This is a genomic window from Acinetobacter sp. ANC 4973 (genome assembly GCF_002135275.1).
GTDB classification, from domain to species: domain Bacteria; phylum Pseudomonadota; class Gammaproteobacteria; order Pseudomonadales; family Moraxellaceae; genus Acinetobacter; species Acinetobacter kyonggiensis.
Genome location: NZ_NEGM01000027.1, coordinates 1 through 18,495 on the forward strand (window position 1 = coordinate 1; position 18,495 = coordinate 18,495).

Consider the following 18,495-nt stretch of genomic DNA (forward strand, 5'->3'; position numbering starts at 1 on the left):
TACATGGAATATTATTAAATTAACACATATCATATTATAAACATATACCACATTATTAATACATATCACATTATAAACATATACCACATATTAAAATTTCATAAAAACAATAGATATTTTGATTTAAATATTTATTGACATTATACAAATTAAAAACAAATATATTAAAACAATTTGTGAATAACAGTATTATGTCGTACGTAAAAAAGATTTATGTAAATTACAAAGATTTTACTACTCACACAAGCTTGGTCTTGCCCTGCATCTTGACTGATAAAGGCGTCATTATTTCTCATTTACGATATTTGGCTTGGTTTAATTCAAAAAGTGAATCATGGAAAGAACGATCATGCTATGCACTTAAACTTTTACTGAAATACATAAATTCTGTTCCGCACATAGAAAATGCAACTAAATTGCTCAAAGCTTTCACTGAGGCATTAATCACAGGCACTATTAATTCATCAACTCGTACTGATACTCTCGATCTGTATTGGCGCCCACGAACAGTCCGAGATACCAATAATCTATTATTTCATATTACACATTACACTGATTTCCTGATGTCGCAGGATGAACATTCAACAAGTCGTGTAAACCCATTTCGAAAAGCAACAAACTATGAAGAACGCCTAAATTGGTGTGCTTATTATCATAAACAAGCAAATGTCTTTCTAAGTCATTTAACTAAAAAAGATTTATCACGCCAGCAAGTTCGTTTGGTTGGTTCATTCAATGAAGACCTGATTGATTTTGAATATGCAGTTCGTTTCCCTGAAGATCAAATTGAAAGATTGATTTACTTAGGGTTCGAAAAAAAAGGAGAATACGACTATAAATCGCAAGCGATTACGATGTTGATGAATTATGGTGGATTAAGGAAAAGTGAAATTTTTCATATTTACACCTCGGATATCACTTTAAATCCAAGCCGCCCTCAAGAAGCTCTAGTTCGTGTTTATCATCCTGAACTAGGAGCTTCTCCAGACACTTATTTCAAAAATAGGCGTGAGTTTCTTTTATCCAGAACATCGTTCAAACCTAGAAATAATTACCCATTTACAGAACGTTTATATGCAGGGTGGAAAAGCCCATTACTTACTTCTAAACAAGGTTATTTTGAAGTTGTATTTAATCCACCAGATAAAGCTAAAGAGTTTTTATTGATATGGGCAAATTATTTAAAATTTCAAAGAATTGAACCATCAAAAAGTAACCCACACCCTTTTGCATTTACAAATACGCTAGGGGAACCTGAAACTATAAAAAATTTTCAAAGATTACACAAAAATGCAATCGAACGCATTGGTCTTGTTTGCAAGAAAGATATTGGTACAACTGAGCACGGACATCGACATGCTTATGGATTTCGTGCGCGTCAGGCTGGTTTAAATCAAGTCGAAATTCAAAAAGCCATGCATCATAAAAGTCCAACGTCATGCCTAGTTTATATAAAACCAACAATTGAAGAAGTACAAGAAAAGTTGAGAGCGCTTAAATGATTAAACCTCAAGTAATCAGACAAATTGAAAGTAAACGATTTAATAAAGAGTTTTCGACTTTTCCTGACTTAGATTCTTTAAAAAAATTTTGTAAAAATGAAGGTATTACAAACTCAGTACTCTATAAACAGAAATATAGAGAGTATGGGTTACCTGCTCATCCCGAAAGAATTTATGACGAATGGATTAGCTACAAAGAATTTTTTGATATAGCCGATTTTATTTCATATGTTGAATTAAAAAACTTTATAGAAAGCAAAAATTTTAAAAATGCTAAAGAATATAAAAGTTTTATTTTAAAATTAAATGATCCAACCCTTCCACTTGATCCACAAGGTATCTATCCAAATGAATGGGAAAATTGGTACGATTTTTTAGGTAAAACGGAACCTTTTAAACCTGACTTTATTTCACCAAACTATGTTGCATGGGCAATTAAAATAAAAGAGTTTATGACTCAGGCCCGTGGAGCTGGTACTAAAGAAAGTCAGTTATGCCGTTTTGTCCGTCTTTATATTGAACAATATGACAAAAGCCAAACACCACACGCTTTTCTCATACAAGAAAAATTCGATGTAAAACCTTTTCGCGATATACTTGAAAATATCGAATCTGAACCTAAGAGACGCTCACTAGTTGTCTATGTTAATGAATTTTTAGATTACATAATTAATAATGATTTAACGATTGAAGATGAAGAAACAGGCGAAATAGTACGAGTCGATAATGCTCGAAATCCGTTCACCCTTTTACTCAATCAACAAAATATATCATCTAGCTCAATACGCTCTGAAACAACAAAACCATGCTTACAATACCATTTTGTTAAAAAAGCCCAAGAATGGATTATTCCATCCAATGCAAAAAACTTTCAAGATTTAGAGCATCTTCATAAATTCGATGCAGATTGGATAAAAGTAAACTTTAATAAGTTGGATTTACACGATTTAGATTGTGTTTACCGTATAATTGATAATCAAGCATATTTATGGTGTCCAACCGATTGGGTTCATACTTATGCACTCACCAAAGTTCCCTTAAGAGGACGACAAATTGCTTATAATGACTCAGGCGAAGCAGATGAATATATTGCAGATTTAGATCAGAAAAACAAAGTAGTTTGGAAAAAAAATACTTCAGAGTTTGTTGGGCTTACCAAAGAACAGTCCTTCATAAAAAAAATGCCTGATGGACAATTGGGTATGTTTACCACGACCAATAAAACAAATAAAAATGGTCAAGGTTATATCGTGCCGTGGATTCCTGAAGATTTAGCATTTTGGTTAATTAAACTAAGAAAATGGCAACAAAAATATAATCCTATCTCATATCCTAGTGCTTGGATTGATTGCCAAAGAACTAATTTAAATGAAGTACAAAGAAAAGCTAAAGGATTGAATTGTTTTCTTTTTAGACGCTTCAATGATTTTGAGCCAGCAGCAGTTGCGAATGCTCTTACACCGAGATTAGCTGCCGCCCTATGGAATATACAGCCCTCTAACTTGGCACTCGCAACCCTAGAAGGAAATCCTGCAACCTTGGGTTGTTATAAATCCAAATATACCCCTCATAGTATGCGTGTCAGTCTGATCACAGCATATGTCCTTGAGATGGGGATGCCTATTGAAATCGTGATGAAAATAGTTGGACATAGCTCCGTCATCATGTCGATTTATTACTGTAAAGTTTCTAGTCATGATATTAGAACTAGACTAGAAGAAGGTGAAAAAATAGCCTTAAAATCTGAAGTCGAATCTATTCAACGAACTATTGAGCAAAATAAAATTGAAAGTGTTAAAAATCAATTAGTCGGTAATAACTCAGAGTTACTACAAGCTTTATCTAATGAAGTGCCTGCAGGTAATTATATTTTCAGAGATTATGGTATTTGTCCTTTTGCTGCATCACGATGTGAGGATGGTGGCGATTTAATTAAAACCAGCTCATTCTCCACCCCAACACCGCAAGGTTATTTAGGTATTCAGAATTGTATTCGATGCAGGCATTTCATTACAGGACCTGCTTTTATTGGTGGCTTATTAGCAATTACAAATGAAATTTTACTTCAATCCAATGATCAATCAGAAATATGCTCAAAGTTACAGCTTAAAATTAATGAGATAAATCAAAATATTGATAGCATTGAAAAAGAAGAATATATCGCCAACCTAAAGCAGCAAAAATTTGAAGGGGCTTCAAAAAGATCAAACTTTGAAACCGAACTTCGTAATTTTGAGTCTGAATATGAAACTGCTGCAAAAAAACTAGATATGCTTTTATGTGACATTCAAGCAGCGTATGGTCATATCACTAGATGTCATAAAATAATCAATAACTCTACTCTATTAGACAGTAAGGATACGTTATCTTTAATTACAACATCTAATGCAGAATTAGTTCTAGAAATGGAAGAAGTAAGTCACTATCAGCAATTACAAGAAGTTTGTGAAAACGCTGTTATTTATAAATCTTGCAATGCTGACAATGCGATTTATCCTAGAACTCAGCTTATCGATAAAATGGCTATGTTTAATGAAATTATGCCTAGTCTTTTTATGTTATCTAAACAACAACAACTTTTAGTGGGTAATCAAATTTTTAAGCTGTTAATGAGTCGTCTTAAATCATGGGATAAAATTCAAAGTATCATAGATGGTAAGCTTAAGTTTATTGAACTTTCCGAAGCTGAACAAATTTCAAAATCAGAAATCGAGCTGATTCTACATAATCCCTCAACTTTGATCGAGACGAATCATGACTTCTGAAGAATTATTAAATAGATTGAAACATGGGTCATCTTTAAAAATTCAGCAGTCACTTGATGCAATCTATGAAATATGTGTTGAACAACAAGAACGAGGAATTCATGATTTTTCTGTGAGTACTATCGCTAAATTAGGATTCAATCGTGGTGTTCCTAGAGCGCAAAGTATAAGGAACAAGACAGGAGAAAAATACAGAGCAATAATTCAAAGTTTTGAAGATTTTTCATCACAGATGCCTAAACTGAGAAAACCGTCCCAAAGTGACAGTGTATGGATAGACGAAATTCAAAACCCAAAGCATCAGCTACTTGTTCGTATTATGGCATCTGAATTAAAACAAGCCCAACAAATGATTCGTGAAATTATCCCTCCAAAACAAAGGATTGATATTTATGATCATAAGAATATGATACCTGATCAATCATTTAAATTTTCTGATCAAGAAGTACGGGCGTTACAATATTTATTGTCTAGCGATTTTCAAAAAAAATGGAACTTAAAATCAACTCATTTTGGCGAACTTGTAGATGAATCGAATAAACCTGTCTTTAAAATTTCAACATTGGATGCTTTACGTAAGGCTTTGGAGTATTTATCTTGAATCGTAAACTGTTAACTCCTGAAGGCTATCAACGCTTACAAGATGAATTAAATGATTTAGTTCGTAAAGAAAGGCCTGAAATTACTAAAATAGTATCGTGGGCAGCCAGTCTCGGCGATAGATCGGAGAACGCAGATTACCACTACAACAAAAAAAAACTACGGGAAATTGATCGTAGAATTAGATATTTAACTAAACTTTTTGAAATTGCATATAAAGTAGAATACAGCCCCGAGCAAGATGGAAAAGCTTATTTTGGGGCATGGGTTGAATTGGAAAATGATGAGGGTGAAACAATTAAATTTCGAATTGTTGGCGAAGAAGAAATATATGGTCGCAAAGACTATATTTCTTTGCAATCACCTATGGCAAAAGCCTGCTTAGGTAAGTCCGTAAATGATGAAATTCAAGTACAAATACCTACGGGTACGAAAACTTGGTATATCATCAGAATCAGTTATTAAAATTTTTATTTTATTTCATAATTTTTTGAAATTTGACAAGATATATCACTAATAAGATTGACTAGTTTTTTCAATCTTTAAATTCATTCCTTATAATTTATCTTACAGGGTTTATATGCATTCCAAAATTATAGAACTTTTTAATAAATATGGATTCGAGTATAGAAAAAGTGCTTCTAGCAATGATTTTTTGGCTTTTACATATAAGTCAGGTTTTTTTCATAATGCAGAATTAGTCTCACTCAATTATAACGATAAAGAATTACTAGAATTCGAGATGGAGAAATCATTAAAATCCTTGGAAGAATTAGGATTTTCTACAAAAAAATCATTCTATAAATCTTTTGAAGAAATTGAAGAAACTTTATTTAATGGTTTCTTTAATGTAAGTGAGTGGAAAGATAAAATCAAAAGTGAATATTCTGGACATACTCAAAAGATCCTAAACATCTTACCTAAAGAAGCAATAAATTATCAATACATCAATAGCTTATATACAAAAAATAATAAAATTAATATTAATAAAAATATAGTCGAAGATATTTGTAACAATTTAAAATCATCAGGTCCTCTATTAACTATTGTCGAAGCTCCTGCAGGATTTGGAAAAACTTGTACTTCATATGAAATAATTAACGAACTTGCTAAGAGCAATAATAAACAAACTCCTATTCCTTTTTTTACTGAATTTTCAAGAGATAGACAGGCAAGAATATTTAGTCATATTTTTATTAGAGAAGTAGATAAAACATTTAGCTCAGTTAATTCTGAAGTTGTTATTGAAGAGGTTAAATCTGGTAGGATTGTTGTTGTACTTGATGGCTTTGATGAAATTTTACATGACAATAGTAATCAAACTTTCGACAACAAAGAAAATAACTTTGAAAATGCAGAACCAATGCTTGAGACTATTGGTGAATTATTAGTAAATAATGCCAAAGTAATATTAACCTCGAGAAGATCTGCTATATTTGATGGTGAAGTTTTTAATGATTGGTTAGCTAGATATGACCAAAAATTTAGAATTAATAGATATAAAATAGAAAAACCAGAAATAAAAGATTGGTTAACCTCTACAAGACTAGAAAGACTTATTAATGCAGGGTTAGATGTTTATAAACTAGCAAACCCTGTGCTATTAAGTTACTTACGTTTTATTTCTGATGAAACTTTTGACTCTCTTTGCAATCAACCAACTAAAATTGTTGAGCAGTACTTTACGTCTATGCTTGAACGAGAAATGGATCGTCAAGAGCTCCGAATGAATCCAGATCAACAATCTACATTTCTCGCCTTGATAGCAGAAGATATGTGCGAAAATAATTATACTTCTGATACTAAAGAAAAACTAATCTCAACTATTAAAAATAAAGCGTCACATCTATTAAATGAAGTCAGAACATTATATTCGGCTAAGGAAAGACCAACTTTAGATAAATTAGCAACCACATTATCAAATCATGCATTTTTTGATCGGAGTAATTCAGATGAAAATAAAATTGAGTTTATTAATGAATTCGTATTTGGTAACTTTATAGCATCAAATATAGTGAATTATCAAGGAGATTGGATTGCAAGTGATGAACGTTTTGTAGAACCAGCTGTACTTTCTTATGTGCCTCGCGATAATGATAGTCGATTACTATTATGGCAAAAGTTAGGCATGATGAAAGAATTTTTAGATACATCTTCAAGAATGAAATTTGAAGGTCTTTTAACCAATCTTATAAATGATCAGGTTTATGATAAATCAGAAATAACTAGTCTTAGCATTAAAAACATATCAATTTTTCCAGTAAATATAATTAGTAATAGCTTATTTAATGAATGTATATTTAATAACTCTTCAATAAATTTTGATAATTTTAAAGATGTTACCTTCCTTAATTGTAGCTTCTGGGATTGCAATCTAAACATTAATGAAAGCTCAGACCTAAATTTTTTCAATTGTAAATCAAATGATAAATTACCTTCAAATTTTGATGATGAAGAGCTAGAACCTGATTTAATAGAAAAATCCCACTCCCTAACTAATATTGAAATTTATATTTTAGAAAAAATTTGGCCTAATCATGCTGATGTAATAAATAGATTGCATGTTTTTATTGGTCAACTATTAAAATCAGAGAAACATGATAAAAAGTCAATTTTAAAAGGAATAAGAAGTTTAAAGCAATTAGAATATTTAACAGATGCAAACAATACAAATTTTGTAGCAGTTAATAAAGAAAAAATTGGTGAAATTAAAACTATTCTAGGAAGAATTTAACGTGAATAAATCAAACTTTAATAGTGTACTAAATGATATTTTAAAAAAAATATCAACAAAATTAAATGATATTGGTATCATGTATCGTATTTTTGGGCGCGTTAAAGATAAAAAATCTTTAGAATTTAAACTTTCAAATGATAGTGATTATGGTATAAACAAAAAACTACAAGATTTGATTGGCATTCGAGTTGTTTTATATTTTAATGATGATATTCCAGTTACACATTCAATAATTTCATCCATTTATAATGAAATTTCAAATAGTAACAGCATAGACAATCATTCCGAAGATAAATTTAAAGCTTCAAGATATAATGTAGTTTATTCTGTAAATGATGATTTATGTAATTTAATAAGTATGGAAGGACTTACCAATAAAGTTGACAATACTTTTGAACTTCAGATAAGAACTATTTTTTCAGAAGGTTGGCATGAAATCGATCATGATTTTAGATATAAATGTAAAAATGATTGGATTGATTCAAATTCACACTCAAGACTACTTAATGGATTATTTGCTTCATTAGAAAATAGTGAATGGGCTATGTTGCAAATTTTTGATGATTTATCTTATAAACATTATAAGTCTAATCAAATTTCAGAAATGTTAAGACATAAACTACGACTTAGATTTGCATCTAACTCATTAAATAATAATCTAATTGAAATTTTAAAAGACGAAAATTTAGCTAAAAAATTTTTTAGAATTGATAGAACAGAATTATTAATAGAAATGTGCAATAAAGAGTTTTATTACCCATTAACTCTGGATAATATATTATTTTTCTGTAATTTATTAACGATTCAAAACGCAGATATTTTAAAGATAACCCCATCAACCATGATTGAGGATTTTCGTTTATCCGAAAAGGCCTAAATTTGTACACTTTATGTTACTTCCTAAATTAGGAAGTAGCATATAAAAATATTTTAGCCCAATACTGAATTAATCTGCTCTTCCAAACTACGCCCAACCTCATCTTGTTTTTAGCCATAAAAATATGTGTTTACCACAACTATCTTTAGCTCATTGCTTACCAATAGTATTCTTCACAGGGGCATCATCAGCAGTATCTACCTTTGTACTCCAATGCAAAAGAGCCATCAACCAATTCAGCGATAAGATCAGGATAAAAATACTTTTTTTAGTCGGATGTATATATCAGTAATTATCATCCACTAATTCTACTTAATGGTAGTCCAGCGATTTCACTAAAGAGTCGCATGCCTAATAGCTCTAATTTGACCTATTTCAAAAACATTTTACTAAACGCCTAAATTAATAATATGCTTATTTAATCTTTTGATACTAAGAAACTTAGATTTATCTGCTAATTTTGGGCCTGTAGAGATTTATTTACTCTTACAGGCCTGTTCACTAAGTAACATAGTTTTTCAGCAGGTTTAATTGTTGCATATTCTTATTAACTTGAACTCCTATTCTTGTCTACTTAAACAATCATTAAATTAAGAGGTTAGCTTCACCTCATAACTACTTTTTAATTCATTCAAGGCACTTAATAATTCTTCTATTTTTGAAATATTCCCTTTGATCTTTACTATATCTTTATCTTCAGCCGACTGATCATTATAAAATCGACTTAGTAAATTCTCATACGAGTCTAATTTCTCAAACTCTTTGATTAGATCAGCAATTTCTTGGTTATCAGCTTCAGTTATAGCATATCCTTTGAGGATACAATTTCTTATCAAGAAACGTGATGCTTTATCAACCTTTAATGCATAATAGTACCAATAATCAGGACTACTCTGATCTGCCGTACTTTCTGCATTTCTAAAATTACTTAACCCTGAGTAGAAAACATCATCATTATCTAAATTCAATTTCTTTAATGTTGAAATTAAAGATTCTATATTTTTGAAACTACTATGGGAATGGGACTGCTGATAGCGAAATCCCCATAGCTTTTGAATAACATCGTTGATATCTAAAGCTGCTATACGCTTTTCTTCAGGAGAAATAGATAGATCATATCGTTCAAATAATTCTGCTAAATAGTGAAGCATCCATTGAGATAATGTATCGGTTTTATCCTCTAACTTAAATTCCTGTACTAGTCTTTTTCCTAGTTCGATAAAATTTTCAGTAGACATACATATCTCCATTTTTTTTCATTAAATAAACTCGCTTACTACTTGGTAAACGCCCATCGAGTCCTTTTGAATCCTGTTTATACTCATAACTACCGTATTTGTATCTGCGATCGATATCTACAGAAATAATCATATCCATATTAATTTTTTGAAGTAGATCGAGAATGAAGCGCTTATTCACTTTTAGCTTGTAACCATTTGAATATTCATAATCTTCATTTTTAAATTTACCCCAAATAGAAAGGTTTATAACCTTTTCATTTTCGTATAACCAATTTTTCCCTAAAGCATCAGAATGCAGATCCATTAAAGAAATAATCTCTTTTGATGGTTGGGTAATCTCATATCTTAATGAAGCTCCCCATAAATCATCATCAAAATTTGATAGATCAATTTCAGTCTCAGTAATCCATCCTATTAATTTGAAATTATCTTCATCAATTTCAAACTGGTCATTATTAGCATTAGGTAAGTGATAAGAGTAACTTGACTCGGCACTTTGTAAACTTCTCCAAAGAGCATCGGAGGTTTTTGGATTTACTAAACTTGAACGAATATGAATGTCTTTTGCTTGACTATGGTTATTTACTTCTGACCATCCCCCCCATAAACAAAGCTCTAAGTCGCTGTGATAAATCGCATCATCATAATCAATAGACGAGCAACTGTAAGACCAATTTATAGGATTTTCTTTATCGTCTTTAGGCCATTCTGTTGTTATTCGAGGATCTGGATCTCTGAAGTCACTTAACCAATAAGGTTCTAGAGAGGATAAATCGTGTCGTTTAATCCAATCATCAAACTCCCTCCATGAATATTCACTTTCAAGTAATGGTCGTGTTTGGAGTAGTTTATCTGCCGTGATCATCATTGCATGATAAGACAGATAAAAATCTAAATCTTCAACTTTGGGACTAGACCCATGATCATGACTTGTTTGCTTCCAGTCATAAATTTCCATTTTATGACGTATATCATTGGCTTTATGCTTATCCGTAAATCCAATTTCATTCTTTAATGTTTGAGTTGTTTCAAAGTATATGTGTGTAGGGTGTAAACCAAACATTTCACCTAATGGATCAAGCCAGTAAGGACCAAAATCAATACCAAATGAATCAATTTCATCTTTAGTCATAGCTGAATATTTTGAAAGATCAATAGCTTCTCTCTGTACTTTACTAAAATTAGATTTACCGACTCCCTGATAAGTTTTTATTTCTTCTTGGTTTAGATTTATAAGCTTTCTATTAAATAAATTTAGAAGAATTTTTGAAGCGAGAAGTCGAATCATCAAATGCGGTCGATTTGGATCTGCTAAGTGCTTAAACGTTTCAACATACTCAGCCAAGAAATTATTAGAGTTATATGACACTTTTAATAAAGCATTAAGTAACCATTGAGTAGCTGAGTATTGATAAAATTCAAATCTGTGATCATAAAAACTTTGGTAATTTTTATCACTAACAAAGTTAATTAAATTGGACAACAATTCCCTTTGCTCAAAATCACAAAGTAACTTAACTGTATGCGCCGCTTGCCATTTAACAGTATTGAAAGGAGATGCTAGGCTAGACCAAATATAACCTGAGATAGATTCTATTATGTTCTCTGGTGGTAATAATTCCTCACGCCATTGCCCATCAGCTATGTCTGATCCCAAATCAGTTTCTAGTAAGCCTACACCATACTCTAAAACCTCACAGGATTGATTTGGTGCAATCATAGGTGTAAGTAAATGAGCTATCCTAAATAAGCTTTCACTTTCTAAAGTAATAGAGCTTTCACTCATACCTTCTAAGAGAGATTGAATATAATCCGTCTTAGGTTTCCCTGTTAACTCACTTAAAATATGTAATTTCAGATTACTCCCATATGTATCTATATAAAAATCAGCATGATGTGTTTTCAAAAATTGTTTTATTCTTGAATCTAGAACATTTAAAAATGCTATTCTCCGTTTAAAGTGATGTGGTATAGCTTTTAAAAGATCACCTAATTCATACATTCCATTTCTAGGATCATCGAACCACCAATTAATCAGTGGAATCGCTTGTGAAGCACTTATTCTTTTTAAAAGCTGTAAATAGAGGGCTTTTCTAATCCAATACTTATTTTCCAATTTCTGAAAATCATTAAAAGCTAAATCAAAATCTATACTTTGATTTGAATCAGTATAGTTTTCAAAAAACACATCCCAATCAAACTTTTCTTGGTCGTAGGTTGAAGAGTGAGCTGCTTCTTCTACTTGAACATAAACTTCTGAATTACTAAGGGATAAGAAAAAATCTTGGACAGTTTGATCTGTTATATGAAATGCCTCGACCAAATCCTTAAGGAGACTGATATATTTTTCGGATGGATTAGGTACAACAATATAAAGATATAAGCTTTGTAGAACCTTTCTTTTTAGTTCATCACTTAAAGCTAATGATTTAATAGAGCTTAATAGATTATCTGAGTCAAATGTAGCTCCCATTGCTTTGAAAGCCAAAGGTATCAATGGTGATGAAAGTGGTTCTTTAAGTAACTTATCCACCAAATTGCCTAATATTCTATCTTCATCTCCAAATCTACGATCACGCCAACGGCTAGCAATAGCAAATGCTGAATTAGGATCCAAATCATAAATTGCATCAACTGTGTAACCCCATGGAAAATGTTTATCTCTATGCACATATTTATATGTCAATTCGGCACATTGACTAAATCGGTAGCATAGCTGTGGTTTTCTATTATTTTGCTCCTGTCCAGCTCTTATGCCATAGCAAAGTAATGCATTCCATCGTTGCAGATTTTCTTCGCCTAGCTTACTACTTACTTTAATTGCTATATCTAATATTGCAGAAGCTTCTTCTTGATCTAGAGGGAAAATTGATTGAGCAATAGACATATAGTCACTCACTAATGTTTCTGCATGATCATCACTATTCTCAAGATCTTTTAAGTTCTTATCTGTATTTCTATAACAATAATCTTCTAATTCACATTGTTTCTGCAAAGCCAAAATAAGCGTGAAATAATTACGTGTGTTAGGATAAATTTTTTCCCGGAAATGACTTTCTATCTTTGGATATGTCTCTTGGTTAAGATGATTATTAAAAATTAAAATATCAAACCAAATTTTTGCAATTTCATTTTCTAGATGATTACCATAATCCCGATAAGAGTATCCTTGAGCTTTCTGGGAGTCTGATTTCGCTTGTTCAATTAGTTGATCGAGTTCTTTAGTGCAAATCTTCTCTGTGATTGACCGAGCATACAATTTGTACCATGGTAAAACTGCTGCTACATCTCGTTTTAGCGTAGTAATTTCTTCTGATGAGCTATAAGCCGAGTCCTTTAAAAATTCATCTTTTAATCTGTCAGGTACTAAATCAACTAGTTCTAATGTCTTATTATCCCATGCTTTATGTAAAGCATAAGCTTTCATATAACTTACTCTATCTGAGTGACCAAAACGATCTCTAATCTCATATGGTATTTCAGCAGGCAGATATTTTGATAAAATTTGATATGCTTCGGTAGATGAACAAAGTTGTTGTTTAAAACCCACTTCTAAAAAGCAAAGAATTGGGGTTAGACCAATACTAGGTTTTACTTTGTCATAGCTCAATAATTTTAAAATTCTTGAAAAATTGTCAGAATTGATAACACAATGATTTAACTTAAGTATCTCTATAACACCTAAAATTAAAAATATATTATTTCCTGATTTATCTAATATTTGTTGTATAACTTCATGTTTATTAAGTTTAATCAACTCTTTAGTTGCAAGTTTAGCTACTGTATAGCTTACAATTTTTGGATCCCAACTCCGAAGCCAATTAATTGCATAATCCACACCCTCTAAATTAATTAAGGTAATAAAACAATCACTAATCTCTTTATCTTCGATTTCTTGATTATGCTTTTGATCATCTGGAAGATTAAACCAACTAGTTAACCATTGATTTGCAATACGCAATTTACTACGTGATTCCCCATGGAATTCTTCTCGATATGAGAGAAGTTTAGCCTCCGTAATGTATTTTGAGCCATGCCATGAACCACCTTTGAATACTTTTTCAGAAATTAGCTCTAAAATTTGATGATCACTAAAGGTTGTACCGACTATCTCTATATTTTCTTCGAGTAATTGATGCTGCCTAGTCTCTGCGGCAACCTCCCCACCAGCTTTTAATGACAACTTAGCAACGTCTGTGTATTTACCAAGTTTTAGGCCAGCTTTAATTGCAAATTGTAGGCGTTGTAATTCAACCTTTCTTTTTTCTAATGTGGAATGCGTTGGTAACATTTCAGAATTTAAAGATAACTCAACCAACTCCTCAAAATTACCTGCATCCATCAAGATTTGGGGTAGTACAGAAGCGGCATATACAGAATTTACAGCGAGAGGTTTAAGCTTCTGAATAAAATCATTCAGCAAGCTAGTATCTGTTGGCTTATAAATTTCACGGAACCAAGATTCAGTTGGCTCATCAACAAATTGAATATTATTGTCGCTAAAACGAATTGGATGACCACCTATATCTGAAATAATACTTCTTATTTGATCAGCCCTAATATTAGTTAAATCAGATAAAACTTGCAGTGGAATTAATGGACGTAAAATAGCAATTGAATTAAGTAATAAATCTATTTCTTCTGATTCGGAGTAGTTTTGTTCTTTGAAAGTAGAAATTGCCTTATTTAACAAATCTTTAATAGTGTCTTCTACACTTTTGGGAGTTCCACCGAAAAATGAAAGAATCTCATGCAAAGTTAAATTCTGTTCTAGAGCAATACTTTGGACTCGTGGATTACCACTGGTAAGTCGATGAAATTCAATCACATCTTGTGTCGAAACATCAGGATAATAGTTTAATAGATGTTGTTTTGTTTCAATTTCACTAAAGCCTTCTAAATCAAGCATTTCAATATCTTGTTTAGGCGTTAAAAGCTCAACTCTATATGGTCTTGCTAAAGCAATTATTTTAATACTTTGCGGTAAGGTTTCTTGCAATAAATCAGTTATGAAAGATCGACCATAATTAAATTCATCTGCTGCCATTTGTGAGTTATCAGCAGCATCAATAACAATGAATAGCTGCTTATTTTCATTAGAGAACCTTTCAGAAACCTGCTTTAATCTAAACAAAAATGCTTTTATGTACTCGCTAGGACCGGCACTCGTTGTCGGTATGAGTGGATGACATAAGCCTAATCCAGCTAATTCATTTGCAATTTGAACTAACGCGATTTTATGTGTATGTCTCGCTGATGAAGATTGTCTGTAATCCCCATTCCCAAAACAATCATAGACAATCGATAACGATCCTGAAGCGATATGGCTGTGTATTTGCGTAGTTAATATTGATTTACCTACTCCACCTTCGGCTTGAATAATAAACTTTTGACTGTGTGATTCAGTAATAGTATCTATTAGTGTTTTTACGATAGGTCTATCTACGATATTTTCTAACTGTTTGATTAAATTTTTTACAGGAAATAGATCATCTGGGTTTGTTTTAAGTGCACGAAGTACATCGTATCGTGTAATTTCTGGTGTGTCTTTGTTTTCACTAAGTGCTTTGCGATGAATTAATTCTTTTAATTCATTAGGAGCATTAACATCATCCCCAGGTAGATAGTAAGCAATATCCTGAGCAAGAATCTCCCTCTGTGCTATATAGTTAGGCTCTTGAGATGGGAATTTCACTAGCTTAATAAAATCTACTAAATCCTTGCCTTGAAGTGTGGAAATTTGTTCTAAAAGTCCATCTTCAAGATTAGAGTATTCTTCTAAATCTTCTTTCTTCAGAGTGGTATATTTTTCTAACTTTCTAAGATTAGGCTGGTTAGTGACTTGTCCGGTTTCTTGCAATTGTTTAATTGATTCGTAAAAATCTTCATTAATTGATCTATTAGAAATGAAATGGAATTCTAATTTTTCAAGGATATCTTTTTTCTTTTCAAGTGTTAAAAATTTGCGATATCTTTTTGAAAACCCTTTAATAGTTTTCTCTAGTTCACTTGGCTTAAAACTATTATCTTCGTGTACAGTAGTATGTTTAAGTTGAGAGTATATGATCTTAGAGGCTTCTGAAAACTTGTTTGATCCATAGTATTCTCCTACGTCTACAATTTCTTCACCAGTTTCAACAGCTTCAACAAATTCAGATTTACTGGGACCTTCAATAGTGAGAACTTCTAATCCTGATAGTGGATTTAAAAGGAGAAGAGCTTTTCTGGCAGCCCACAAATAATGAAAATAATCACCATCTCTACTTGCTCTAACTAAATCTGTATTTCCCATAGTTGTACCTATTTTATAAAATGCTAATTTTTTTCATTAATAAATTTTTATAATTGTATCATAAGCTTAGTTTCATAAAGCCTCGAACGATATGTCTATCTGAATCAAGGTAATAAGTCTTTAGCATCAACTTCTAAAGCACTTGAAATTTCATATAGCTTTTCTACAGTTAAATTTACTTCTCCACGTTCAATACGTCCTAAATAACTACGGTCTATCTCACATATTAATGCCAATTTTTCCTGACTAATTTTTTTATTGTTTCTAGCATTGCGTATTAACTGACCAATCACTACAGATAAATCTGACATTTGATTTCATTTGTTCAAATATCAGAACTATCTCTATTTGAGGATTATATATCCACGGACTATAATCCTCATTTATTTTATAGAAGCTTAAAATGTCAAAATCCATCAACTTACCTTTGTATGATGATTTTTTGAAAATCTTTATCGATAATGAAATCATCAATTGGCAAGCAAAACACTTCTGGGAAAAAATGGAGCTTAATCAACGTTATAGAGCTGAACGTTGTAAGCAATTAATGTATATCGGATTAAGAGTCTTAATCAAATGCCAATATTTAGAAGTTGATGTAAATAAATCCACACAAAAAGCGTTCAGCTATAATGAAACTTCACGGCTAAATGAGCTAAGAAATCAATATAAAAAACATAAGCTTGAAAATATTTTTTCGATAAAGGAAATTGAATTTATCAATCTAATTAAAGATAAAGAAAATAATTTAACATTTATAGAATCATTACTATCAAATGATAAAACATTAGAGAAATATTTGATTAACCATAAAGAAAAATTAGAGAATGAAATAAAAAATATGCATTCAAATATTCGATTAATGAAAGATATTATGAATTAATAAAAAATATAATAATAAAATCACACAGTTATTCTAATATTTTTCCACTTGACCTATGCGCTTTTCTACTATGTTTTTCTTCCGAATTCTTCGAGAAATTCTGTTTATGTATACACCAGAGCAAATTCGAAATAAATTTTTTAAAGATGGATATTCTATTGCTTCATGGGTTAAAGATAATAATTTCCCTGTTGATTTAGTTTACAAAGTTTTAAGGGCCTTGTTGCACAAAGGTTTGAAAGGCTGAGCTCCCTAATAAGCCTTTAATAATAGGTTTATGCAACAAAGCTGTTTTTAGTTATTCCATTTCCATTCCAGTTACTGCTATCCATTTAATTAAAATTTGATCAGGAGTAAACTTATGCCATTTTTCATAATTTTTAATAATATTAGCAATTATGAATATTTCAATCTCTGAAAAAGTCCAATTTTCGGGAAGTGGCTTTGAATATTTGGGATTCTCAGTTTTTAATTGTAAATAATCAAGACCTTTGGATATTTCCCTGCCAAAAACTATATTTTTATTATATCCGCTTTTAGAATGTTCAATTTCATATAAGCGAGATGTTGCCATTGTAGCCTGATAGCTTAATAAGCTATAAATTTCATTTAAATTATATTTTTTTAACATTCTTATTAAATCAAGTTCAAGTGCATTATTTTTTAAAATAGGTATCTTTCTCACTTCACAAATAGAATCAAGCAAAAGATATACCTCTGCTAAGCGATTATTAATTATAAATTTTTCTATTTCATTGCAATCATTAATCGAAGGTTTAGCTTTTATTATTTCTTGATAAAGCTCTTCAATCCAATTCTCTAAATCTTCAAATTTTGTAGGAACTACAACTTTAATTTTACTTTTAAAATTTAATCTTAAATAGTTACTCATTTCCTGTTTCATTTCTGCACTAATATATTGTCCATACTTTAGTATCAAATTTCGTAATTCAGCTTGGTTTTCTAAAAACTCATCATTTTGATTAGTTTTAAAGAGATAACCATTTTTTAAAAAACAATCTATTGAATTTCCATTTCCACATGCATCTTTATTATTAAAGCTTTCTATTATTTGATGTTGAATTACACCATTTTTATCAATTTTAGTTTTAGTAAGAAGTACATATAAAAATATTTTTTCTAAATATTTAAGCTCTTTAATTGGTGAAATGACTTCCGAAATTGTTTGCGAAGTATTAAATTCTCTAAATATATTTAGAATTTTTTTTATACGTCTATCAGCAATTAATGAGCGACAGTTATGACAAATTAATTGATCAGAAAAAGTATTCCATTTATCATAATTAATATCTCTACGTCTAAGTGCTTTAAATTCTTTAACGCATTTCTTACAACTCATTAATTCACTAAACTTTAAAAATCCACTATTTCTAACAATACGTTCTAATTTTTCTGATGATTTAAGATCGTATTTACGTAATAAGCTAGCAAGACTATAAGTAAATTTTTGACTTTCGAAATTCTTAAAAGACCAATAATCTTTCAACATTTCAAGATTAAAATCTTCATAATTTACATTCGTCACAAGTTCATAATTTTTATTTGTCATTTACTTTACAAAACTCCTTACTAAAAAT

Annotated in this window: 12 protein-coding genes and 1 pseudogene; 8 read left to right on the top strand and 5 right to left on the bottom strand. The window is 30.8% G+C overall.

Annotated elements, in window-relative coordinates; all coding sequences use genetic code 11:
* Nucleotides 1-191: 191 nt before the first annotated feature.
* The 6 genes from gmtY to B9T30_RS15920 all read left to right on the top strand — a co-directional run bounded on the left by gmtY (nucleotide 192) and on the right by B9T30_RS15920 (nucleotide 8,481).
* Nucleotides 192-1,502, top strand: coding sequence for a gamma-mobile-trio recombinase GmtY (gmtY, locus tag B9T30_RS15895; protein ID WP_086185852.1), 1,311 nt, complete (start codon nucleotides 192-194; stop codon nucleotides 1,500-1,502).
* Nucleotides 1,499-4,267, top strand: a complete 2,769-nt coding sequence (locus B9T30_RS15900) for a VPA1269 family protein (protein WP_086185853.1) — start codon at nucleotides 1,499-1,501, stop codon at nucleotides 4,265-4,267. The genes gmtY and B9T30_RS15900 overlap by 4 nt, the downstream gene beginning before the upstream one ends.
* On the top strand, nucleotides 4,257-4,868 hold the full coding sequence (gene gmtX, locus B9T30_RS15905) for a gamma-mobile-trio protein GmtX (protein ID WP_086185854.1): 612 nt from the start codon (nucleotides 4,257-4,259) through the stop codon (nucleotides 4,866-4,868). The genes B9T30_RS15900 and gmtX overlap by 11 nt, the downstream gene beginning before the upstream one ends.
* A complete protein-coding gene (gene greB / locus B9T30_RS15910) occupies nucleotides 4,865-5,332 on the top strand; it encodes a transcription elongation factor GreB (protein WP_086185855.1) in 468 nt (155 codons plus the stop codon). Before gmtX ends, greB begins: the two co-directional genes overlap by 4 nt.
* Nucleotides 5,333-5,447: 115 nt before the next feature.
* A complete protein-coding gene (locus B9T30_RS15915; protein ID WP_086185856.1) occupies nucleotides 5,448-7,601 on the top strand; it encodes an NACHT domain-containing protein in 2,154 nt (717 codons plus the stop codon).
* 1 nt (nucleotide 7,602) lies between these two features.
* Complete coding sequence (locus tag B9T30_RS15920; protein ID WP_086185857.1) at nucleotides 7,603-8,481, top strand: RelA/SpoT domain-containing protein; 879 nt, start codon at nucleotides 7,603-7,605, stop codon at nucleotides 8,479-8,481.
* Nucleotides 8,482-8,534: 53 nt separating this feature from the next.
* Here B9T30_RS15920 and B9T30_RS16770 read toward each other — a convergent pair.
* The 4 genes and pseudogenes from B9T30_RS16770 to B9T30_RS15935 all read right to left on the bottom strand — a co-directional run.
* Nucleotides 8,535-8,749 (bottom strand): annotated as a pseudogene (locus B9T30_RS16770) (hypothetical protein); the annotation flags it as partial.
* Between the two features lie 322 nt (nucleotides 8,750-9,071).
* Nucleotides 9,072-9,719: a hypothetical protein gene (locus tag B9T30_RS15925; protein ID WP_086185858.1), complete on the bottom strand. Its 648-nt coding sequence runs from the start codon at nucleotides 9,717-9,719 to the stop codon at nucleotides 9,072-9,074.
* Nucleotides 9,709-16,014: a hypothetical protein gene (locus tag B9T30_RS15930; RefSeq protein ID WP_086185859.1), complete on the bottom strand. Its 6,306-nt coding sequence runs from the start codon at nucleotides 16,012-16,014 to the stop codon at nucleotides 9,709-9,711. The genes B9T30_RS15925 and B9T30_RS15930 overlap by 11 nt, the downstream gene beginning before the upstream one ends.
* Nucleotides 16,015-16,118: 104 nt before the next feature.
* Nucleotides 16,119-16,325 (bottom strand): helix-turn-helix domain-containing protein, encoded by a 207-nt coding sequence (locus B9T30_RS15935; RefSeq protein WP_086185860.1) that lies wholly within the window; start codon nucleotides 16,323-16,325, stop codon nucleotides 16,119-16,121.
* 92 nt (nucleotides 16,326-16,417) lie between these two features.
* On the opposite strand from B9T30_RS15935, the gene B9T30_RS15940 reads away from it, so the two are divergent.
* Together B9T30_RS15940 and B9T30_RS15945 are read left to right on the top strand one after the other, a co-directional pair.
* A complete protein-coding gene (locus B9T30_RS15940; RefSeq protein ID WP_086185861.1) occupies nucleotides 16,418-16,897 on the top strand; it encodes a hypothetical protein in 480 nt (159 codons plus the stop codon).
* 106 nt (nucleotides 16,898-17,003) lie between these two features.
* A complete protein-coding gene (locus B9T30_RS15945; RefSeq protein WP_086185863.1) occupies nucleotides 17,004-17,144 on the top strand; it encodes a hypothetical protein in 141 nt (46 codons plus the stop codon).
* Between the two features lie 51 nt (nucleotides 17,145-17,195).
* On the opposite strand, the gene B9T30_RS15950 is transcribed toward B9T30_RS15945, so the two are convergent.
* Entirely contained in the window at nucleotides 17,196-18,467 is a 1,272-nt protein-coding gene (locus tag B9T30_RS15950) for a hypothetical protein (protein ID WP_086185862.1), read from the bottom strand.
* Between the last annotated feature and the right edge of the window lie 28 nt (nucleotides 18,468-18,495).

What these genes read in the sequence shown, in the direction of transcription:
- gmtY (WP_086185852.1), top strand. Translation starts at nt 192, where the DNA reads ATGTCGTACGTAAAAAAGATTTATGTAAATTACAAAGATTTTACTACT.
- B9T30_RS15900 (WP_086185853.1), top strand. Translation starts at nt 1,499, where the DNA reads ATGATTAAACCTCAAGTAATCAGACAAATTGAAAGTAAACGATTTAAT.
- gmtX (WP_086185854.1), top strand. Translation starts at nt 4,257, where the DNA reads ATGACTTCTGAAGAATTATTAAATAGATTGAAACATGGGTCATCTTTA.
- B9T30_RS15915 (WP_086185856.1), top strand. Translation starts at nt 5,448, where the DNA reads ATGCATTCCAAAATTATAGAACTTTTTAATAAATATGGATTCGAGTAT.
- B9T30_RS15925 (WP_086185858.1), bottom strand. Translation starts at nt 9,719, where the DNA reads ATGTCTACTGAAAATTTTATCGAACTAGGAAAAAGACTAGTACAGGAA.
- B9T30_RS15930 (WP_086185859.1), bottom strand. Translation starts at nt 16,014, where the DNA reads ATGGGAAATACAGATTTAGTTAGAGCAAGTAGAGATGGTGATTATTTT.
- B9T30_RS15935 (WP_086185860.1), bottom strand. Translation starts at nt 16,325, where the DNA reads ATGTCAGATTTATCTGTAGTGATTGGTCAGTTAATACGCAATGCTAGA.
- B9T30_RS15940 (WP_086185861.1), top strand. Translation starts at nt 16,418, where the DNA reads ATGTCAAAATCCATCAACTTACCTTTGTATGATGATTTTTTGAAAATC.
- B9T30_RS15945 (WP_086185863.1), top strand. Translation starts at nt 17,004, where the DNA reads ATGTATACACCAGAGCAAATTCGAAATAAATTTTTTAAAGATGGATAT.
- B9T30_RS15950 (WP_086185862.1), bottom strand. Translation starts at nt 18,467, where the DNA reads ATGACAAATAAAAATTATGAACTTGTGACGAATGTAAATTATGAAGAT.